Raw genomic sequence first — 18,222 nt, forward strand, 5'->3', positions numbered from 1 at the left:
ATTGGTTCGATTCCCCCGGTGCGCATCATTAACATTTAGAAACCCCGTTATATCAGCATAATTGTTGATATAACGGGGTTTCTTCTATTTATACATAATAACTGAATCTAACTGAATCGAACCCAATACACATCAACTGTGTATTTTTGAATAGTTTTAGAAGTTAACCAAGTTAAGTCTAGTGGTTACATAATTACAGTGCTTAGATTTAGCATTATTGATTAAAAAAGTAGGTACCTTCCATCAGGTTTAATTTAAGATCGAGAGGATTAAAGATGCAATTAAAAGAATTACAAAATATTGTCGAAAAGACAGTTAATGCTAACTTGGTACACCCGTTTAACGGCGGTAAAATGAAATTAAAAATTGAATACCATGTTTATAAGGATCGAAAAACTAATAAAATTTAAGCTGAGTTAATAAGATGATATATAGTTGATAAAGAAAATTGTAATCACCGACTTGTGTGCGTAAAGCACCGCTAAAACCTAAAATTTTGATTTGATGGTACCAAGGTAAAAGGAAATCAGCCATATCAATACTGTGAAATTTCAAACCGGTAATTCTAATCCAGAGGCTTAAAAGTGTAATGATGATAAATAAAAACATTTTTTTGTGTATGTTAACTTGATTCAATAAATTTTTTTCAAAATTAGAAAGCATAAATCTCCCTTGATTAAGCAAAGTCGTTTGGTAATTTTAAGTATACCATAGGCGTTAGATATGGATGCTGAAGAGTGGGCGTTAGGTAATCGAGAGGGCGTAGAACATTTAAGAAAACGTTCACAATATTTATGAAAAAACCATAGTTGATTAATCATTTTGGTTTATTATAAAATTTTACAATATGAAAAGTGAAACTAAGTAGCTTGCAAACCTTTAACCAAAAGACAATCTGGCTATAGAGCTAAATAAAGCGCTTACATTTAGTAACTCTATAAATCATTCACAATCATCCGCAAATTTTAGCTAAATAATTTGCGCAAATGAAAAAAGTGTCGTAAAATAGTAAGCGTAATAAACGTTTACACAAAAAATACTTGGAGGCATCTTACACATGACAGTTAAGATTGGTATCAACGGTTTCGGCCGTATCGGGCGTTTGGCATTCCGCCGTATTTTGGAATTGAAGGATACTGCAGATGACATCGAAGTTGTGGCAATTAACGACTTGACTAACCCTGCGATGTTAGCATACTTGTTGAAGTATGATTCAACTCACGGAACTTTGAATGCTGAAGTTTCTTCTGATGAAACTGGGATTATCGTTGATGGACATCACTACAATGTTTATGCAGAGCGTAACGCTGCTGACTTGAAGTGGGTTGCTAACGACGGTGTTGAGATTGTTTTGGAATCAACTGGATTCTACACTTCAGCTGAAAAGTCACAAGCTCACTTGGATGCTGGGGCAAAGAAGGTTCTTGTTTCAGCACCAGCTGGTGATGTTCCTACTGTTGTTTATGGAGTTAACCAAGATGTATTGACTGCAGATGATAAGATTGTTTCTGCTGGATCATGCACGACTCAATCATTGGCTCCTTTGTCAAATGCATTGAACAAGGAATTTGGAATTGAAATTGGTTTGATGACTACTGTTCACGCCTTTACTTCAACTCAAATGATTTTGGACGGACCTAAGGGTAAGAAGGCTCGCTCAAACCGTACGGCTTCAGTTAACACAATTCCTCACTCAACTGGGGCTGCTAAGGCAATCGGACTTGTTGTTCCTGAATTGAAGGGTAAGTTGGATGGTCACGCACAACGTGTTGGTGTTGTTGACGGTTCAATTACTGAATTGACAACTGTTTTGTCAAAGAAGGTTACTGAAGAAGAAGTTAACGCTGCTGTTAAGAAGTACCAAAACGACTCATTCGGTTACAATGCTGACGAAATTGTTTCATCAGATATTATTGGAGATACCCACGGTGCCGTTTATGACCCAACTTTGACTAAGGTTATCACTGTTGGTGACAAGCAATTGGTTCAAACTGCTGCTTGGTACGATAACGAATACGGATTTACTTCAAACATGGTTCGTACTTTGTTGCACTTGGCAACTTTGTAAGATTAGTTTGATTTAATATTTAAGGCAGTTGGGGGAACTCAATTGCCTTTTTTATTTAATGTGATGCGTAGGCTAACATCAGTCCGTAATCTGTTGAGATGGTATTGGGATTGACTGAAAGTAAAAACGGTTGGTTCTGATAATCATTGAAAATTAGTGAAATAATATGTTAATTTAGGGTATAATATCTATATACTGATTTTTAAGAAAACGAGGAAAGTTTTAATGGCAAAATTAACAGTAGAAGATTTAGAGCTTAAGGGCAAGAAGGTCTTGATGCGTGTTGACTTTAATGTACCTTTGAAGGAAGAAAATGGTGAAGTTGTAGTTTCTAACGACAACCGGATTGTGGCCGCTTTGCCTACTATCAAATATGTTTTGGAACAAGGTGGTCGTGCAGTTTTGTTCTCACACTTGGCTCGGATTAAGAGTGAAGATGATAAGAAGGGATTGTCAATGAAGCCAGTTGCACAAAAATTGGCTGACTTATTAGGACAACCTGTTACATTTGTACCAGCTACTGAAGGTCCGGAATTGGAAGCTGCCATTGATGGATTAGAAGACGGACAAGTTTTGGTCTTTGAAAATACGCGTTTCGAAGATGTTGTTGATGGCGTAGAAGTTAAGCGCGAATCAAAGAACGATCCAGAATTGGGGAAGTATTGGGCCTCATTGGGTGACGTCTTTATCAACGATGCTTTTGGAACGGCACACCGTTCACACGCATCGAATGCAGGAATTGCCGCTAACATTGAACAAACTGCTGCTGGATTCTTGATGGAAAAAGAGATTAAGTTCCTTGGTGGAGCAGTTGAAAAGCCTGAGCGTCCATTCGTGGCCATCATTGGTGGAGCTAAGGTTTCTGATAAGATCACCATTATTCAAAACCTTTTGAAGAAGGCGGATAAGGTTATCGTTGGTGGGGGAATGGCTTATACCTTTGACGCTGCCAATGGTAAGGCTATTGGAAATTCATTGTTTGAAGAAGACAAGGTTGAATTGGCTAAGCAATTAATTGAAGAAGCTGGCGATAAGCTAGTTTTGCCAGTTGATGCGGTAGCTGCGGATGCCTTTAACAATGATGCTGACACTTATGTAGCCGGAGATGAAGGTATTAAGGATGGTTACATGGGTCTTGATATTGGCCCTAAGTCAATTGAATTGTTTAAGTCAGTTTTGGCCGATGCTAAGACCGTTGTTTGGAATGGTCCAATGGGTGTCTTTGAAATGCCTAACTTCGCTAAGGGAACTTTGGCCATTGGTGAAGAATTAGTTAAGGTTACACAAGAAAATGGAGCTACAACAATTGTTGGTGGCGGGGATTCAACTGCTGCGGTTCAACAATTAGGTGTTGCTGATCAGTTGACTCACATTTCAACTGGTGGTGGGGCTTCATTGGAGTACCTTGAAGGAAAGACTTTGCCTGGAATCGCTGCTATTTCAGAAAAGTAAAATATTAAAAAATCACGCCATATATTGGCGTGATTTTTTATTTACAATGATTTTAATTACAATGAATTGAAAATTAAATGAAACTGACAAATATTTACCCAGCATATTTGAATTATTATCGTATCAAGTAAATACTTTAGTTGTTAGCAGTTTGCGGTATTTTAATGCTCATCCCCGCCTTTAAATCAACGATACCCGGATTGAGTGCTTTTAATTGAGCGGTAGTTAAATTGTTATTATAGGCGATTCGATACCAAGTTTCCCCGGCTGTGACGACGTGGGTCGCAGTTGCGGTGTCAGAGGATTCCTCAGCTTTTAATTCTTCAGTGGGTTCTTCAGCTTTTAAATCCTCAGTGGCAGCTGATTTTGTTTGGGTCGTTTTATTAGTTTGCTTATTTTTTAATTGATTCGTAGTGGATTTCTTTTTTTCTTTGGAATTTGAAGATGAGTCCATACTAGCCTTTGCGGTCTCAGGCGACTGGCTTGATGCGGTATTGAAAATGCTATTAAATGCGCGTGTAATTCCAAAAGCGATGATAAAGGTAACAAAAAAAACGAGCAGTGCAATTAGAATACGCTTAAAAGTTAAACCGAGTTTACTTGACATAGTGGTCCCCTATAATTTAATAAAGTGTTAGATTACTTTTAGTGTAGCGATGTTTATTGAATCTGCCAAGGTAAAGTCAAGACTCTTAAAGTGAATTTAAACAGATTCCTGATGCTAGAAATCTTAATTCAAAAATATACCTTTATCCACTTATTAATCTAGCGTATAATTACACTTAATAGACAACGAAAAAAGGGGAATTCGATGAAGGATTTTTTTAAACCAACGTGGCAAGTGCATGCCATCTATCAGCTCGACCCGGCTGACTTAAAACGACACGGAATCCAAGCAGTGTTAACGGATTTAGATAATACTTTAATTGCTTGGAATAATCCTGATGGAACGACACAGTTACATGAATGGTTGTTGCGGTTGGAAAAGGCTCAGATTCCAGTCATGATTGTTTCAAATAATTCGGCTGAACGGATTGAGCGAGTGGCTGAACCGTTACACTTGGAATTTGTAGCCCGTGCGTTAAAGCCTACCACCCATGGTTTGCAAGAAGCACTGACGGCGCTACAACTGGCCCCAAAAGATGTAGTGATGGTTGGTGATCAATTGTTGACTGACGTTATGGCAGCCAACGCCATAGGAATGCGCAGTGTCTTAGTTGAGCCCTTAATTGATACTGATCAATGGAACACTAAAATTAACCGTTTTTTTGAAAAAGGGGTTAAAAAACATTTAAAACGACAATATCCGGAATTACAATGGAGGAATAATCTTGATAAGTGAAAAAGAAGTTCAGGAATACTTAATAGACGGACTTAAGTGTATTGGGTGTGGGGCAACTATCCAAACAACTGAACCAAAGGCGGTCGGTTATACGCCGATGTCAGCTTTAATTAAAGGCTTTGACCAAGAAGAAGTTCTTTGCCAGCGTTGCTTTCGTTTACGGCATTATAATGAAATTCAACCGGTTAATTTAACCGACGATGATTTTCGCCGACTTTTGAATCAAATTTCTGAAACCAAGGCTTTGGTGGTCTACGTGATGGATGTGTTTGATTTCAGCGGATCAATGATTCCAGGACTACATCGTTTTGTTGGTTCAAATCCTATTTTATTGGTGGGAAATAAAGTTGATGTGTTACCACATTCAATCCGACGCAGTAAAGTTAAAGATTGGATGCGTCAACAAGCTAATATTGCTGGGCTACGGCCAATCGATATCATGTTAACTTCTGGTAAAAATGGGGATGAAGTGTCAACATTGTTGGATAAAATTGATCAGTATCGGAATGGTCAATCCGTTTATGTGGTTGGGGTCACTAATGTTGGTAAATCAACGTTAATTAATCAGATTATTAAAGACGTGACCGGTGATCAGCAAGAAGTGATTACGACGTCACGTTTCCCTGGCACCACCCTTGATCGGATTGAGATTCCATTAGATGACAATAGTGATATTATTGATACTCCAGGAATTATTCACGCTGATCAAATGGCTCATTTTTTGAGTGCTAAAGATTTGAAGTACGTTTCACCACAAAAGGAATTAAAGCCTCGTACGTATCAACTGAACGCAGAACAGACACTCTTCTTTGGGGCAATGGCGCGGTTTGACTACGTGCAAGGGCCTAAGACGGGTATTACGGCATATTTTGAGAATAACTTGCAAATTCACCGGACGAAATTAGAAAAGGCCACTGCTTTTTATGCAAAGCATGCAGGGACTTTACTAACTCCACCCAATGACAATGATATGGCTCAGATGCCACCATTGCGTCGCCATGAATTTAAGACAACGATGAAAACGGATATTGTGGTGGACGGCTTAGGTTGGGTTACAGTACCAGCTAATGTAGTAGTAGCAGCTTGGGCTCCTGAAGGTGTTTCAGTTTTGACAAGAAAGGCAATGATTTAATAATGGAATTACGTGGTAAACAAAAACGATATTTACGCGCCGCGGCACATGATATGCGTCCGCTTTTTAGCGTAGGGAAGCAAGGATTAACGCCTAATTGGGTAGAACAATTAGGCTCAGCAATTGATAAACGTGAATTATTTAAAGTTAATATTTTAAATAATTCAGATGTCACGGTTTCAGAAGTGAAAGCATATATTGAAGCCCATTCAAATATTCAAGTAGTCCAAACGATCGGTCACACTTTATTGTTATTTGGTCAGGCCCAAAATCCGAAGTATCGTGATTATTCTGTAACGGTGGCAAAGATTTAATTGCTATAGTTTTATGCAGAAAGGATAGATGGGAATGCAACAGACAGTTACGACCTTAGAAGTAGAAGCTCAAGTCCAGCCGGAAATGGAGATCGAGTCACGACGCGTACGGGTTGGATTGTTAGGTGGGACCTTTAATCCACCTCATTTGGGACATCTAGTGATTGGCGAGCAGGTAGCTAGACAATTGGGATTGGAGAAAGTTTATTTTATGCCCAATGCTATCCCACCCCATGTTGATCGTAAAGAAGCGATTGCTACAGTCGATCGAGTGAAAATGGTGCAGGCTGCGATTCAAGGCAATAGCCTATTTGAGCTTGAATTAGCTGAGGTAGAGCGTGGCGGTGTTAGTTATGCATATGATACTTTATTAACATTATTGCAAAAGCACCCAGATTATGAATATTATTTCATTATTGGTGCAGATGAAGTGGCATATTTATCGACCTGGTATCGGGTTGACGAATTAATGCGCTTAACCCATTTTGTGGGAGTCAATCGCCCCGGCGTGCCAGCGCCTAAAAGTGAATTTTCAATTCAGTTTGTGACGGTCCCAGATTTAGACATCAGTTCAACGAATTTACGACAAAGAATTGCGCACCACGAAAGCGTGCGCTACTTGGTCCCAGATTTAGTAGCGGCATATATTTTCGAACGGGGGCTTTACCAAGATGACGATAGAAATTGAATATCAAAAACATTATTATCCAGGCACACGCCAAGAGTTAGTACAAAAAGTGCAAGCTGCTATGTCTGATTATCGGTATCAACATGTGTTGAGAGTTGAAACAATGGCACTACAATTAGCCGAAATTTGGGATGTTGATTTAGAAATGGCATCGGTAGTAGCTTTGGTGCATGATTATACGAAAGAGCGCAGTGATGATGATTTTAAAGCGATGATTGCCACAGCCCATTTAGACGTAGATTTGTTAAACTGGGGGAATAATATTTGGCATGGTATCGTTGGTGCGGAATTTATTGCACGTGAATTAAATATTACTGATGATACAATTTTAACTGCTGTACGACAACACACGACGGGTGCGCCAGAAATGACGTTATTAAGTCAAGTGTTATATATGGCCGATTATGTTGAAATGGAGCGTGATTTTCCTGGGGTGGATGAAGTACGCAATCTGGCGCAGACTGATTTGGCGGCAAGTGTTGGGTGGCAAGCCCAACATACATTAGCATATTTGATCGGTCAAAAAGCACGGATTTATCCGTTGTCGCTTTTAACTTATAATGCTTGGTCAACAAAATAAATGGAGAATAACATGAGTTTAACAAAAATGTTAGAAATTGCAGTTAAAGCTGCAGATAGTAAACGGGCAGAAGATATTGTAGCCTTAGATGTACAAGGGGTCTCAATGTTTACAGATGCTCTATTGATTATGGATGCTCCTAGCAACCGACAAGTCTTAGCAATCACTCAAGAAATCGTTGATAAGATGCATGAAGCTGGTTTTACACTAAGACAACATGAAGGTCGTGATAATGGTGAATGGGTGGTCTTAGATTTTGGCGATTTAACAGTGCACGTGTTTAAAGAAGAAATGCGTAATTTTTATGGTTTGGAGCAACTATGGGCTGCCAAAAGTCAACCAATTAATATCCAAGAATGGTTAATTGAGGATTAAGTAATGACAAATTATCAAACGTTTGCGAAATTATATGATGACTTATTCGATGATGATGCATACGCTGATTGGTTACAGTACGCGGTAAAGCAAATTAAAAATCCTAAAGCTCCATTATTGGAATTAGCTGGTGGTGCGGGGCGGTTAGCATTAAGGCTTAAGCAAAAAGGTTTTGATGTGACCGTGTTCGATTTATCTGAAGAAATGTTAAGCTTGGCACAAGAACATGCAGCTGAGGCTCAAGTTGATTTGCCATTGGTGCAAGGTGATATGCGGGAATGGTCTGATTATCCAAAGCAGTTTGGGACGATTACTTCTTTTGCGGATTCATTTAACTATTTAGCCAATGAAGCTGAAACGTTAATGGCATTTCAACAAGTATATGATCATTTGACCACGGGAGGTCAATTTTTATTTGATGTCATTACCCCTTACCAAACGGATGTATACTATCCAGGATATATGTACAATTATCATGATGATGAGGTGGCTTTTTTATGGAGTTCATATGGGATTGAAGATGCAGTTCACACAGTTGAACATGAATTGATCTTTTTTATCTATGATGAAGCCATCGATGGTTATAGACAATTAACAGAGATTCATACGGAAAGGACTTATGATCTTGGCACTTATCAGCGATTATTAGCTCAGGCGGGATTTGTCAATATTGAAGTAACGGGTGACTTTGGGCGCCAAAAGCAAGTTAATAGTCAGACGAATCGCTGGTTCTTTAGCGCGCAAAAAGGGTAACGTGATGGGAAAAGCAGTTGGATTAATTACTGAATACAATCCTTTTCATAACGGACATCAGTATCATTTGCAGCAAGCCAAACAACTTGCGCAAGCAGATACCGTCATTGCGGTTATGAGTGGTAATTTTGTGCAAAGAGGTGAACCAGCGCTTTATGATAAATGGCAGCGGGCTGCAGCTGCGGTTGAAAATGGAGTGGACTTGGTTCTTGAATTGCCAGTGGCATTTGCGATTCAATCAGGTCCTTTTTTTGCACAAGGAGCCGTTGAACTCTTGGTTGCTGCTGGGGTGAGTGAAATTGTCTTTGGCGCGGAGCATGCTGACTGGGACTTCATGGCATTAGCAAAAGCTATCCAGCAAGCGCCAAATGAGCAGCAGATTTTTCAACAGTATAATCAGACCTATGCATCGAGTTATAATCAGATGTTAAAAGAGCGTTTTAAGATTGAGATTACAGATCCTAATGATTGGCTAGGTCTTAGTTATGCCCTAGCACTCTTAGCATTAGGGCAATCAGATCAGGTACAACTCCATGCGATTCAACGGCAAGGATCCGCATATCATGAATTAGAGCTCCAGCCACAACAATTTGCGAGCGCTACAGCATTACGGCAAGCTTTACGAAGTGATAAGCTGAATCCGGAGCAATTAGCGCTATATGTCCCTAAAGGTACGCAACGTCTTTGCTTTGAGCAGTCGCCCTTAGATTGGAATCCGGTGCAGCAATGGTCATTGTTGAAGTATATCGTCATGACTCGTGACATTACTGAGTTGGCACAAATTTATCAATTAAATGATGGTTTAGCTCAGCGGTTACAACAAACAGTTCAAGCGTATTGGCAATTCGAAGCTGTGGACTGGGATGATTTTATGCAAGGTTTTAAGAGTAAGCGCTATACATATAGTCGTTTGCAGCGAAATATTTTGTATGTGTTACTCAATATTACACAAGGTGAAATGGAATTTGCGATGCGACATCTGTACTTCCGCCCATTAGCATTTAACACGCAGGGGCAGGCTTGGTTAAAGAATTTAAGAAAACAGGCCGCTTTACCTTTGATTGGACGGGTCAACCAAGAAAATAGTAAAACCATTTTAAAACTTGATGTGCGGGCTGGGCGATTATATGAATATTTCCAGCCGAACCACCAAGTGATAAATAAAGATGTTCACCAACATCCATTCATATTAAAAGGAGCTTCTCATGAAATGGAATTTAAATGAATTAGTAAAATATAAACAAGAGCCATTACGTTTTAGTGAAACGATGGATGTAAAGATGGCGTTAAAAGATAAATTTAGTGATGTTATTATTGATGCTACACCGATGCAAGTCGAGGGGATGGTTCAAAACGAGCAAGATGATTTCGTTTTGCATGCCCATGTGGTTGGTAAAATTGTCACGCCTTCAACTCGTTCAGCTGAACCAGTCGACCTACCTTTGGATTTTATGATTGACGAGATTTATATTCAAGATGCCAAACATGCTGAACGTTATGAGATGAGTGAGTCAATTATTTTATTGGAAGACGATGTTTTGAATTTTGACGACGTGTTAGTTGATTATATTTTCTTACAAATTCCGCTCCAAGTTTTGGCAGCAGGTGAAGAAGAAGCACCGATGCCAGAAGGCGAAGGTTGGGCGGTCATTAGTGAAGATGAGTATCTAGCTGAGCATGAAGCTACCAATGAGCAAGCTGATGAAAATAATACGCCCTTAGCTGGATTGTCTGATTTGTTAAACCATGAAAATGATGAGCAAGAGGAACGGCATTAAAAAAGAATGGGGATTAAAATGAGTAAAAGCAAAGAAACCCCAATGATGCAACAGTATAATGAAATTAAGGCGCAGTATCCGGATGCGTTTTTATTTTATCGATTGGGTGATTTTTATGAATTGTTCAATGATGATGCGATTCAAGGTTCGCAAATTTTGGAATTAACACTGACAAAACGAAATAAAAATTCTGATCATCCGGTACCGATGGCGGGTGTGCCACATCATGCGGCGCAAAGTTATATTGATATTTTGGTGGATAAAGGTTATAAAGTTGCCGTGGTTGAACAGATGGAAGACCCTGCCCAGGCGGAGGGGATGGTTAAACGGGAAGTAGTACAGCTTGTCACCCCAGGAACGCGGATGAATGAAGGGGGTGAAGCAGCCAAAGAGAATAATTATTTGGTCGCGATTGCAGCCGAAGATGCGCACAATTATGGCCTCGCATATACGGATTTGTCAACCGGTGAGTTAAGAGCAACAGAATTAACTTCGACGACGGCGGTTTTAAATGAGTTAGCGCGTTTAGATGCCAAAGAGGTGGTTTCAGAACAATTGTTACCGGCTGATTTGACGGCTTCATTGACGAACCTCGGGATAATGATGTCGACGCAAATTTTGGGTGAAGAACTTCCGCCTGCACAAAAAAATTTAATGCAAGCTTTGAGCGCTTTAGAAGAGCATGCGGCCTTGTTATTAATTACTTATCTTTTGTCAACGCAAAAACGTTCTTTAGATCATTTACAGCCTGTGCAGTCATACACGGTGTCGCAATATTTGAAAATGGATCGAAATTCGCGGGCGAATCTTGAATTGACGGCTAATTTAAGAACTCAACAGCGGAGTGGGACATTATTATGGTTGTTGGATGAAACGCAAACGGCCATGGGGGCACGGTTGTTGAAGCAGTGGCTGGAACAACCGCTCATTGAACAAGCTAATATTGAAGCCCGATATGATAAAATTGCGGGACTGATGAGCGATTTTATCGTGCACGGTGATCTTCAAAAAGGTTTAAAAAGTGTCTATGACCTAGAGCGGTTAGTGGGAAGGGTCGCTTATGGAACGGCTAATGGACGTGATTTATTACAAATTCGGAATTCTTTGCGGCAAGTGCCAATTTTGATTCAAAGTTTGAAACAGTTAGATCCGGCCATTTTTGGTGAGTTGATTACGCAATTGGATCCCGTCGCTGATTTGGAACAATTGATTAGTCAAGCGATTGTTGACGAGCCACCTTTGTCAGTTACGGATGGTGGAATTATTCGCGATGGCTATAATGAAACGTTAGATCAATATCGGCATGTATTACGGGATGGTAAGCAATGGTTAGTTGAATTAGAGCAGACAGAACGTGATGCGACTGGTATTAATAGTTTAAAAATTGGCTATAATAAAGTCTTTGGTTATTATATCGAAATTACGAAAGCCAATATTGCTAAATTAGATTCTAAGCGTTATACACGTAAACAAACTTTAACCAATGCGGAACGTTTTGTGACCCCTGAGTTAAAAGCGCATGAAGAAGAAATTATGAATGCGGAGGAGCATTCAAGTCAGTTGGAATACACACTTTTTGCTGAATTACGTGATGAGATTAAAAATAATATTGAGCGGTTGCAGCGGTTGGCTAAAAAGGTGGCCGAGCTAGATGTGTTGTGTGCTTTGGTGCAAGTGGCGCAAGCAAATCAATTTGTACGTCCACAATTAAATCATACCCACACACTAAAAATTAGCCAAGGGCGACATCCGGTCGTGGAAAAAGTTTTAGGTCATCAAAGTTATGTGGAAAATGATATTGTGATGGATCCTAAACAAATGATTATGTTGATTACGGGACCGAATATGTCTGGAAAATCAACTTACATGCGGCAACTAGCTTTGACGGTTATCATGGCGCAAATTGGTTCGTTTGTACCAGCTGCAGCTGCGGAACTGCCCATTTTTGACCAAATTTTCACTCGAATTGGGGCTGCTGATGATTTGATTTCTGGGAATTCGACATTCATGGTCGAAATGGCTGAAGCAAATACCGCATTACAAGCCGCGACGGAAGATTCATTAATTTTATTTGATGAGTTGGGGCGCGGAACTGCTACTTTTGATGGAATGGCACTAGCACAAGCAATTATTGAATATGTGCATCAAAATGTACACGCAAAAACCTTATTTTCAACCCATTATCATGAATTAACGGGGTTAGATGAACAGTTACCACAGCTCTTTAATATGCACGTTGGAGCACATGAAGAGAATGGTCAATTGATTTTCTCCCATCGGGTACTGCCCGGAGCGGCGGATCAGTCCTATGGAATTAATGTGGCTAAGTTAGCGGGCCTGCCAGACAGTTTGACGACGCGTGCTAGTGTGATTTTAAGGCAATTAGAACAAGAATCGCAACAAAAAGTGGACGCAGGCCAAGAGATTAGTGTAGACAACTCGGATTCAGATGTGGCTGAGGTGACAAATTTTGTGAAGGAACAACATCTTGAGGAAAAGAGTAGTCAACTTGATTTGTTTGCATCAGATGAGCCAAATTCACAAGAACAGATGATTGCGCAACGCGTGCAGAATGTGGACTTAAGTCAAACAACTCCGCTGGAAGCCTTACTTTTGTTAGCAGAGTTACAAAAAATCAATCCGAAATAAAGTTTTTGATTTCACAATCTGCTCAATCTATGCTACACTAAGACTATAAGTTAGATGTCAGATTAAAAAAAGTGAGATATGCCATGAAAAATCAAAAAATTCCAAGGGCTACGGCGCGCCGGCTCCCTATTTATTATCGATATTTAAAATTATTATTAGATGAAGGAACCACTCGAATTTCATCCGTTGATTTAGCAGAAATTGTTAAAATTGATGCAGCGACAATCCGACGTGATTTTTCGTGCTTTGGAGCACTAGGAAAACGTGGTTATGGTTATGAAGTTTCAGAGTTGATTAAATTTTTCTCAGGCGAATTAAATCAAGATACCTTGGCTTCGGTCGCATTGATTGGGTTAGGAAATTTGGGACATGCTTTATTGAATTTTAAGTTTCAAAAGACTTCTAATGTGCGAATTTCAGCAGTTTTTGAAGTTAACCCTGATTTAATTAATACGATTCAAAATGGCGTTCCTGTTTTTTCCATGGATGAACTGGAAGAACAAATTGCTGAACAGCGGATTGATGTGGCGATGTTGACCGTCCCAGCAGATGCAGCTCAATCAATTGCCGCACGTTTGGAAGATAGCGGAATTAAAGGAATTTTGAACTTTACACCTTTACGGTTGGATGTTTCTAAACAAATTCATGTACAAAATGTTGATTTGACCAATGAATTACAAACATTGTTGTATTTCATTGATAACGATATTAGTAATTAAAAAGAAGACTTGGGCGTTGAAATAGCAACCAAGTCTTTTTCAATAGTCGGTTGCTGTTAGAGAGCTACCCAGAAAAAAGAGGGCAAGATGATAATTTTACAAGCAAGTGATGTAGCTCGCCGTTTTAATGGAGTTACATTTTTTGAGCATTTTTCAATGCAAATTCAAGAACGCTCACGCATTGGTTTAGTGGGACGTAATGGTGCTGGTAAGTCAACCTTATTAAAAATTTTAATTGGTGAAGAAGCTCCGGATGAAGGGGTGGTTTCTGTTAAAAAAGGTTTGAAATTAGCTTATCTAGCCCAAAATTCAGGAATGGATTCGCAATTAAGTGTGTATGAAGAAATGCGGGCTAGTTTTGCTGATGTGATGGCTTTAGAGCAAAGAATGCATCAATTGGAAGCGCAGATGGCGACGATTAGTGATTATAGTACATCTGCTGCGCAACAGTTATTAACTGAGTATGATCAGGTACAACATGATTTTACGGAACAAAATGGATATGGGTATGATGCTACTATTCGCAGCGTTTTACATGGGTTTGGCTTTGATGAAAGCTTTTATGACCAATTAATTTCGGATTTATCTGGAGGGCAGCGCACACGCTTGGCGATTGCCAAGCAATTGTTAGAGACGCCTGATTTATTAGTTTTGGATGAGCCGACGAATCATTTGGATATGACAACGCTCGCGTGGTTAGAAAAGTATTTACAAAATTATCAAGGGGCTTTGTTGATTGTCTCGCACGATCGGTATTTTTTGGATCGCGTGGTGAATGAAATTTATGAGATTCAGCAGGGTGCTTTGGCGCATTATTCAGGAAATTATACGAACTACCTAGAACAAAAGTCGGCGCGGGTGATGGCTGAGCAACGGGCATATGATAAACAACAAGTGACGATTGCGAAATTGGAAGATTTTGTCAATCGCAATATTGTGCGAGCGTCAACTACTAAGCGTGCGCAATCGCGGCGAAAGCAATTGGAAAAGATGGAAGTGTTAGCACCGCCAAAAAATGATTCAGGAGTAGCACATATTACGTTTAAAGCTAAAGAAAGTTCTGGAAATGAAGTGCTAGCCGTCCGTGATTTGAGTGTGGGCTATCAAAATCAGCAGCCTTTAGCGACCAATATTAATTTTGATGTTAAAAAGCAGCATGCGGTGGCATTGGTGGGTCCAAATGGAATGGGAAAATCAACCTTGATTAAGACTTTGTTGTCTTTTATTCCGCCGCTAGCAGGGACGTTTAAACTTGGTGCTAATGTTTCGGTCGGCTACTATGATCAAGAGCAGGCAACATTGGATGAAAACAAAACAGTCTTAAATTCCGTCTGGGATATGCATCCAACTTGGCCGGAAAAAGATATCCGTTCCATCTTAGGGTCTTTCTTATTTACAGGAGAGGATGTTGATAAGAAAGTTTTGGCATTATCTGGTGGTGAACGTGCACGATTGCTCTTAACGGTATTATCAATGCAAGAAGACAATTTTTTGATTTTAGACGAACCAACGAATCATTTAGATATTGATTCACGTGAGGTCTTAGAAACAGCCTTGAATGAATATAATGGTACAATCTTCTTTGTTTCCCATGATCGTTACTTTATTAATGAAGTGGCCACTGAAGTTTTGGAATTAGCGTCAACTGGTGTTCAATTTTTTGACGGCAATTATGATTATTATTTGGAAAAGAAAGCACAACAAATGGAAGCAGCCGATGCTGTTGAAGTGGCGGAAATACCAAAAAAGCAAGAACAGCATGGTTATCAGGCTAATCGGGAGCAACAAAAAAGCTTGCGTAAGTTAAAGCGGGCTGTTGAAAAAGCTGAGGCGGAGATGGATACACTGACGCAGGCGATTGATGACTTAAATCAGGCCCTCAATGCTCCAGAAAATGGTTCGGATTTGGATAAATTAACCGCATTAAATGAAACCCTGGAAGCCAGGCAGGCAGAACTGAGCCAAGCGGAAGATGCTTGGACGAATGCCTCAATGGAGCTAGAAGCTGCACAACAAGAAATGGAGGCGTAGATGGCTATAGTAACGCGAGTCACGCAGACGCGCCGCCCAGGACGTTATAATATTTACCTTGATAACGAATTTGCGTTTGCGGTTGCTGAAAAAATTCTGCTTGATTTTAACTTATTTAAGGGCACAGAGGTGAATGCAGAGCAACGAGTTGCGATTGAAACGGCTGAATATGCACAAAAAGCCTATCAAAAAGCGTTAGTATATGCAACAGGGACAATGCGTTCCGTCCAACAGGTACGGCAAAAATTAAAAGAAGCTGATTTTCCGGACGATGTCATTGACCAAGCGATTGAGCGGTTGGTGCAAGTTGATATTTTAAAAGATCAAAAATTTGCAGAAGAATATGTTTCCACTCAGATGCAGCGCGGAAAATTGGGTCCAAAAGGGGTTAGCTTTAAATTGCGGCAGTATGGGGTGGATAGGTTTACGATTGATGATACGTTGGTGGCTTATGATGAAGTGACTGAATATGAAAACCTGATGCAGCAAGTCGAGCCGTTATTTGATAAATATCAACGGTCATCGGTATATCTCGCACAACAAAAAGTTAGTAACAAGTTATATCAATCTGGTTTTAATGGGCATCTGATTAAGCGCGCACTGAGTGAATATTTAGATGAGCATGAGCCTGATGATGAGCAAGAAATGGCTAACTTTAATCGTGAAATTGAAAAATTGGCCGAGCGTTATGTTGATTATTCTGGTTGGGATTACCAGCAAAAAATGAAGGCGGGGATGTATCGGCGAGGCTTTAATTTAAAGCAAGTTGACCGATGGCTAAAAGAACATTCTTCGTAAACATGACCGAAATTACGCGAGCGTTCCTAAAATATGTTATACTTTTTAAGAAAAAGTTCGTAGCTTCGGCTGAGGAGAATGTGATGCAAGACAATCGGTTACCCCGCGAAGGTGACTATGTAACAATAAAAAGTTATAAACACGACGGCAGCCTCCACCGAACTTGGCGTGAAACGATGATTTTGAAAACGAGCGAAAACGAAATTATCGGAATTAATGACCATACTGTTGTAATTGAAGATGATGGACGTCGCTGGGTTACGCGAGAGCCAGCGATTGTTTACTTTCACCGAAAATATTGGTTCAACATTGTGGCCATGATTCGTGACAATGGGGTGTCGTATTATTGTAATTTAGCGACCCCCTTCGTTTTAGATAAAGAAGCTTTAAAATATATTGATTATGATTTAGATATTAAGGTTTATCCGGATGGCGAGAAACGTTTATTGGACGCTGATGAGTATCAAGAGCATCGGCAAAAATGGCAATATCCGGACGAAATTGATTATATTTTAAGTGAACACGTTAAAATTTTAGTTGAATGGATTAATCAACAAAAAGGACCGTTTTCAAAAGCATATGTGGATCTATGGTTCCGGCGCTACCAAGAAATTAAGAGCCGTGTCGGTCATCGTTAGATATAATAAAAAAGGTTAGGGTAACCTAACCTTTTTTTGATGGTTTTAAAAATTTGTTGGTGGGCATTAATCAAGGATGGTCACCCAAGGGAAAGTTGGTTTGATTGCTCCATACAGCGCCTCAGGGTGTGACGTGCATTGGGCCCAATTTTGATTACCGTAATCAAAGTGCCACCATTCATTAATCAAATTGGTAAACCCAGCTTTATGCATAATATTATATAGTAACCGGCGATTATCACGGGCAGCAACTTCAGCAGGCGTTAGATGTGCTTTGCATTCGAGATAATTAGTTTGTGCGTTTTCCCGAAAATCGTCAAAAGGTGAGTCCATGTCAAGTAGCAATCCTTGATCATCAGCGATAGTTAAATCGATGGCCCCCCCGGTATTATGTGGAGAAGGTTTATGTTCGTTCCGAGAAGGGGCAGCGACCGTCGTTAAAGTTGCATCAATAACTTGTTGTTTGGTCCAGTCAGGATGGCTGTTGGCAATTTTACGCTTGAGTGAATGGAAAAGGGCAGCTTGCGTGGTCACTGAACGCCAAGCGTCAAAAATAACTAGATGATAATTGGCAGGAAGTAGGCTAGCGGCATAGGCAAGTTGTTTTTGCACTTGCTGGCGTGCGTAAAGTTCTGACATAGTTCCCGATAGGCCCTGGATAAAATAGGCCGGTTGGACAATGATTTGCTCAGGGAGGAGTCCTAAGGGCACTAGCGGTTCGTGATTTTCAGTAATGGGACGCGTGAGAGTAGCGCTCCAATCCCATGTAGCAATATCTTTAGGAATGGGTTGATATAATTCTTGGTCCATGAAAACCTCTTTCTGTTTGTCTTGTGATATAAGTCTTGTCTTTTATTATACCGAAAATGAATCAAGGGGAACAATAATCTTCAGAAATTAGTGTG

General features: G+C 39.9%; 19 protein-coding genes. 17 read left to right on the forward strand and 2 right to left on the reverse strand.

The annotated features are described in order from the left end of the window. Positions 1 to 275: 275 nt before the first annotated feature. The 3 genes from ACJQWY_RS05195 (at position 276) to ACJQWY_RS05205 (ending at position 3,520) form a co-directional block, all read left to right on the forward strand. Positions 276 to 410, forward strand: coding sequence for a hypothetical protein (locus tag ACJQWY_RS05195; RefSeq protein WP_407076672.1), 135 nt, complete (start codon positions 276 to 278; stop codon positions 408 to 410). Between the two features lie 647 nt (positions 411 to 1,057). Next, positions 1,058 to 2,068 carry a type I glyceraldehyde-3-phosphate dehydrogenase gene (gene gap, locus ACJQWY_RS05200; RefSeq protein ID WP_407076673.1) on the forward strand — a complete coding sequence of 337 codons (1,011 nt, stop codon included), beginning with the start codon at positions 1,058 to 1,060 and terminating at the stop codon, positions 2,066 to 2,068. Positions 2,069 to 2,293: 225 nt separating this feature from the next. Beyond that, entirely contained in the window at positions 2,294 to 3,520 is a 1,227-nt protein-coding gene (locus ACJQWY_RS05205; RefSeq protein WP_407076674.1) for a phosphoglycerate kinase, read from the forward strand. 136 nt (positions 3,521 to 3,656) lie between these two features. Here ACJQWY_RS05205 and ACJQWY_RS05210 read toward each other — a convergent pair whose 3' ends face one another. After that, positions 3,657 to 4,127: a LysM peptidoglycan-binding domain-containing protein gene (locus ACJQWY_RS05210; protein ID WP_407076675.1), complete on the reverse strand. Its 471-nt coding sequence runs from the start codon at positions 4,125 to 4,127 to the stop codon at positions 3,657 to 3,659. 204 nt (positions 4,128 to 4,331) lie between these two features. Between ACJQWY_RS05210 and ACJQWY_RS05215 the strand changes: the two genes are divergently transcribed. From ACJQWY_RS05215 to ntdP, 14 genes are all read left to right on the forward strand, one after another. Next, positions 4,332 to 4,862: a YqeG family HAD IIIA-type phosphatase gene (locus ACJQWY_RS05215; RefSeq protein WP_407076676.1), complete on the forward strand. Its 531-nt coding sequence runs from the start codon at positions 4,332 to 4,334 to the stop codon at positions 4,860 to 4,862. Further along, a complete protein-coding gene (gene yqeH, locus ACJQWY_RS05220; RefSeq protein WP_407076677.1) occupies positions 4,852 to 5,994 on the forward strand; it encodes a ribosome biogenesis GTPase YqeH in 1,143 nt (380 codons plus the stop codon). Before ACJQWY_RS05215 ends, yqeH begins: the two co-directional genes overlap by 11 nt. A 2-nt stretch (positions 5,995 to 5,996) precedes the next feature. After that, on the forward strand, positions 5,997 to 6,308 hold the full coding sequence (locus tag ACJQWY_RS05225; protein ID WP_407076678.1) for a YhbY family RNA-binding protein: 312 nt from the start codon (positions 5,997 to 5,999) through the stop codon (positions 6,306 to 6,308). Positions 6,309 to 6,342: 34 nt separating this feature from the next. Beyond that, positions 6,343 to 6,996, forward strand: coding sequence for a nicotinate-nucleotide adenylyltransferase (locus tag ACJQWY_RS05230; RefSeq protein ID WP_407076679.1), 654 nt, complete (start codon positions 6,343 to 6,345; stop codon positions 6,994 to 6,996). After that, a complete protein-coding gene (gene yqeK, locus ACJQWY_RS05235) occupies positions 6,980 to 7,576 on the forward strand; it encodes a bis(5'-nucleosyl)-tetraphosphatase (symmetrical) YqeK (protein WP_407076680.1) in 597 nt (198 codons plus the stop codon). Before ACJQWY_RS05230 ends, yqeK begins: the two co-directional genes overlap by 17 nt. A 12-nt stretch (positions 7,577 to 7,588) precedes the next feature. Continuing rightward, positions 7,589 to 7,951: a ribosome silencing factor gene (gene rsfS, locus ACJQWY_RS05240; RefSeq protein WP_407076681.1), complete on the forward strand. Its 363-nt coding sequence runs from the start codon at positions 7,589 to 7,591 to the stop codon at positions 7,949 to 7,951. 3 nt (positions 7,952 to 7,954) lie between these two features. Next, entirely contained in the window at positions 7,955 to 8,704 is a 750-nt protein-coding gene (locus tag ACJQWY_RS05245; protein ID WP_407076682.1) for a class I SAM-dependent DNA methyltransferase, read from the forward strand. Positions 8,705 to 8,708: 4 nt separating this feature from the next. Further along, positions 8,709 to 9,929, forward strand: coding sequence for a nucleotidyltransferase (locus ACJQWY_RS05250; protein WP_407076683.1), 1,221 nt, complete (start codon positions 8,709 to 8,711; stop codon positions 9,927 to 9,929). After that, on the forward strand, positions 9,910 to 10,482 hold the full coding sequence (locus ACJQWY_RS05255) for a DUF177 domain-containing protein (RefSeq protein ID WP_407076684.1): 573 nt from the start codon (positions 9,910 to 9,912) through the stop codon (positions 10,480 to 10,482). Before ACJQWY_RS05250 ends, ACJQWY_RS05255 begins: the two co-directional genes overlap by 20 nt. 18 nt (positions 10,483 to 10,500) lie before the next feature. Then, a complete protein-coding gene (mutS, locus tag ACJQWY_RS05260) occupies positions 10,501 to 13,131 on the forward strand; it encodes a DNA mismatch repair protein MutS (RefSeq protein WP_407076685.1) in 2,631 nt (876 codons plus the stop codon). Positions 13,132 to 13,214: 83 nt separating this feature from the next. Next, on the forward strand, positions 13,215 to 13,850 hold the full coding sequence (locus ACJQWY_RS05265; RefSeq protein WP_407076686.1) for a redox-sensing transcriptional repressor Rex: 636 nt from the start codon (positions 13,215 to 13,217) through the stop codon (positions 13,848 to 13,850). Between the two features lie 87 nt (positions 13,851 to 13,937). Beyond that, the gene (locus ACJQWY_RS05270) at positions 13,938 to 15,881 is read left to right on the forward strand and encodes an ABC-F family ATP-binding cassette domain-containing protein (protein ID WP_407076687.1); all 1,944 of its coding nucleotides are present in this window, start codon (positions 13,938 to 13,940) and stop codon (positions 15,879 to 15,881) included. Next, a complete protein-coding gene (locus ACJQWY_RS05275) occupies positions 15,882 to 16,679 on the forward strand; it encodes a RecX family transcriptional regulator (protein ID WP_407076688.1) in 798 nt (265 codons plus the stop codon). Positions 16,680 to 16,762: 83 nt separating this feature from the next. Next, positions 16,763 to 17,317: a nucleoside tri-diphosphate phosphatase gene (gene ntdP, locus ACJQWY_RS05280; protein ID WP_407076689.1), complete on the forward strand. Its 555-nt coding sequence runs from the start codon at positions 16,763 to 16,765 to the stop codon at positions 17,315 to 17,317. 66 nt (positions 17,318 to 17,383) lie between these two features. Here the strand turns inward: ntdP and ACJQWY_RS05285 are convergent, their stop codons facing one another. Then, on the reverse strand, positions 17,384 to 18,127 hold the full coding sequence (locus tag ACJQWY_RS05285; RefSeq protein WP_407076690.1) for a M15 family metallopeptidase: 744 nt from the start codon (positions 18,125 to 18,127) through the stop codon (positions 17,384 to 17,386). Positions 18,128 to 18,222 lie beyond the last annotated feature (95 nt).

The organism is Weissella kandleri, assembly GCF_045504165.1.
GTDB lineage: Bacteria > Bacillota > Bacilli > Lactobacillales > Lactobacillaceae > Weissella > Weissella kandleri_A.

What these genes read in the sequence shown, in the direction of transcription:
- ACJQWY_RS05255 (WP_407076684.1), top strand. Translation starts at nt 9,910, where the DNA reads ATGAAATGGAATTTAAATGAATTAGTAAAATATAAACAAGAGCCATTA.
- ACJQWY_RS05210 (WP_407076675.1), bottom strand. Translation starts at nt 4,127, where the DNA reads ATGTCAAGTAAACTCGGTTTAACTTTTAAGCGTATTCTAATTGCACTG.
- ACJQWY_RS05275 (WP_407076688.1), top strand. Translation starts at nt 15,882, where the DNA reads ATGGCTATAGTAACGCGAGTCACGCAGACGCGCCGCCCAGGACGTTAT.
- ACJQWY_RS05205 (WP_407076674.1), top strand. Translation starts at nt 2,294, where the DNA reads ATGGCAAAATTAACAGTAGAAGATTTAGAGCTTAAGGGCAAGAAGGTC.
- ACJQWY_RS05270 (WP_407076687.1), top strand. Translation starts at nt 13,938, where the DNA reads ATGATAATTTTACAAGCAAGTGATGTAGCTCGCCGTTTTAATGGAGTT.
- gap (WP_407076673.1), top strand. Translation starts at nt 1,058, where the DNA reads ATGACAGTTAAGATTGGTATCAACGGTTTCGGCCGTATCGGGCGTTTG.
- ACJQWY_RS05265 (WP_407076686.1), top strand. Translation starts at nt 13,215, where the DNA reads ATGAAAAATCAAAAAATTCCAAGGGCTACGGCGCGCCGGCTCCCTATT.
- ACJQWY_RS05225 (WP_407076678.1), top strand. Translation starts at nt 5,997, where the DNA reads ATGGAATTACGTGGTAAACAAAAACGATATTTACGCGCCGCGGCACAT.
- ACJQWY_RS05285 (WP_407076690.1), bottom strand. Translation starts at nt 18,127, where the DNA reads ATGGACCAAGAATTATATCAACCCATTCCTAAAGATATTGCTACATGG.
- yqeK (WP_407076680.1), top strand. Translation starts at nt 6,980, where the DNA reads ATGACGATAGAAATTGAATATCAAAAACATTATTATCCAGGCACACGC.
- ACJQWY_RS05215 (WP_407076676.1), top strand. Translation starts at nt 4,332, where the DNA reads ATGAAGGATTTTTTTAAACCAACGTGGCAAGTGCATGCCATCTATCAG.
- ntdP (WP_407076689.1), top strand. Translation starts at nt 16,763, where the DNA reads ATGCAAGACAATCGGTTACCCCGCGAAGGTGACTATGTAACAATAAAA.
- ACJQWY_RS05230 (WP_407076679.1), top strand. Translation starts at nt 6,343, where the DNA reads ATGCAACAGACAGTTACGACCTTAGAAGTAGAAGCTCAAGTCCAGCCG.
- rsfS (WP_407076681.1), top strand. Translation starts at nt 7,589, where the DNA reads ATGAGTTTAACAAAAATGTTAGAAATTGCAGTTAAAGCTGCAGATAGT.
- ACJQWY_RS05250 (WP_407076683.1), top strand. Translation starts at nt 8,709, where the DNA reads ATGGGAAAAGCAGTTGGATTAATTACTGAATACAATCCTTTTCATAAC.
- ACJQWY_RS05195 (WP_407076672.1), top strand. Translation starts at nt 276, where the DNA reads ATGCAATTAAAAGAATTACAAAATATTGTCGAAAAGACAGTTAATGCT.
- ACJQWY_RS05245 (WP_407076682.1), top strand. Translation starts at nt 7,955, where the DNA reads ATGACAAATTATCAAACGTTTGCGAAATTATATGATGACTTATTCGAT.
- mutS (WP_407076685.1), top strand. Translation starts at nt 10,501, where the DNA reads ATGAGTAAAAGCAAAGAAACCCCAATGATGCAACAGTATAATGAAATT.